General features: G+C 50.8%; 1 protein-coding gene. It reads right to left on the bottom strand.

Annotation, left to right across the window (positions count from 1 at the left end):
- On the bottom strand, positions 1–2021 hold a 2021-nt coding region (locus J2W69_RS20525), incomplete at both ends, for a condensation domain-containing protein (RefSeq protein WP_310282084.1).

Genomic DNA, 2021 nt, shown 5'->3' on the forward strand with positions numbered 1-2021 from the left:
TTCTCCAGCGCTGTCAGGTCCGTCAGAGCCTCATCGTCTAATAACGACACCGCATGACTGGCCGACACATCCGCCAGACACAACGCCACCGCCTTCAGGTAACACCTTCCAATCATCGCTATCTGCTCAGCATCGTACAAATGACGGTTAAAGTGCAGCGCCAATTGCAAGTGGTCTCCGCCGTCCACGCTACGCGAGATATCGACATGGAAGTCAAAATTCGTCTGCTCAAAACCACTACCGCCCAGACGAGCCACCTCCGACTCATCACCCAGCTCTAAACTGTTATACACATGGAAATGCGTATAGTTAAACGTCACCTCACCAAACTCACGCCCAGTCTCTTTTTGTATCATCGATAACGGATAACGGCGATAAGGCAATAAGCCACGGCTCACCTCAGCCACCGACTCAATCAGCTTTGCCCAGCTCCCTTGCGGTAAACGCATCCCCACCGGCAACGAGTTCAAGAACAGACCCAAGCCAGATTGTGCTCCCTGTACCTCCGGACGACCATTATGTGTCACACAAGACAACACTTCATCCTGACCACTGAGCTGTGACAGCACCTTAAAGTGCACCGCCAACAACACCGACTGCAACGGCACATTCAACCGTTGCGCTAACGCTGCCAACGGAACCGAATGCAATGCCAACTCCGGAACCAAATGAGTTCCTTGTTCCCTCTGCTGCGTCCGGGATACACCAACCTTCAACGGCAACTGCTCGACCGGACTGTCTGCCAACATCTGGGTAAAACGCGCCTTAGCATCTGTATCGCTCAGACTCTCAAGCTCTAAAGCAATAAACTCACGGTAAATGCGTTCTACCGCCACATCCGCCGGCGTCTCACCCGTGAGTTGCGCCAAATAATGCCCAAACAACTGCGTATTCAGCGTCGCCAACGACCAGCCATCTAAAATCGCATGATGGAAACTGACCACCAGCTCAAACGTCTGCACTGAACGCAAAAACACATTGACCTGATATAACGGTCCATTTTCCCAATCAAATTCATGGTGGCGACGCATCTGTCTCCATGCATCCAAATATTCCTGCTGGTCTTGCTCATTCATATGCTGAATGTCTTCCACGAGCAGCGGCAGTTCCACTTCCCGGAATACATGCTGCAACGGACGCTCTCCAGTCAACTTAAAGCCACTGCGTAGCAACGGATGGGCCGCCACCACCATCAGCAATGAACGACAAAACGCCTGCTCATCCCAGCGACAACGCAAATGGTCTGACATAATGTCATGGTATACACCGTCAAACCCTGACTTCTGCGTATGGAACACCATGCCCGACTGTAACTGTGACAACGGATAGGCATCTTCTATCAGAGTGCACAACTCTGATGCCTCATAACCTGACCGCTCTTCCTGCGTCAAGAGCGCAAATGGCTCCATGGCTTGCACTTGCTTATCAAGCAGGCGCTCAGCAACAAAGCTCGCCAGTTTTTTAACGCTCGAGTGCTCAAAGATATCCCGTACAGAGACATCAAAGCCGGAAGCGCGCAATGCAGCCACCATGCTGATGGAAATAATCGAGTCACCACCAAGATTGAAAAAATTATCTTCTCTGCCAACCAGCTCAACACCTAACACCATCTGCCAGATGTCACATAACTGCTTCTCGATGTCTGTTGTTGCTGCCACATAATTTTGTTGTGCACTTAGTTCAGGGGAAGGTAAGGTTTTTGTATCAAGTTTACCATTGGTCGTCAGAGGTAAATCGGGCAGCAGCATAAATACCGCGGGTATCATATGCTCTGGCAGACGCGCCTGAAGCTTTTCTCTTACCTGCTGGATGAAATTGTCGTCAATGGTTTGCTCATCCGTTAGCAATGCTTTTAGTTGTTTTGAAACTGGCACTACGTAAGCGACCAAGCGTTTTTCTGCACCCTGTTCATGAACGACGACAGCGGCGGAATCGACCTCCTCCAGTGACGACAACTGAGCTGCAATCTCACCAAGCTCGATTCGGAAGCCCCGTATCTTCACTTGCTCATCACAGCGCCC

Origin of the sequence: Rheinheimera soli (assembly GCF_031457405.1) — a bacterium.
Classification (GTDB): Bacteria; Pseudomonadota; Gammaproteobacteria; order Enterobacterales; family Alteromonadaceae; genus Pararheinheimera; species Pararheinheimera soli_A.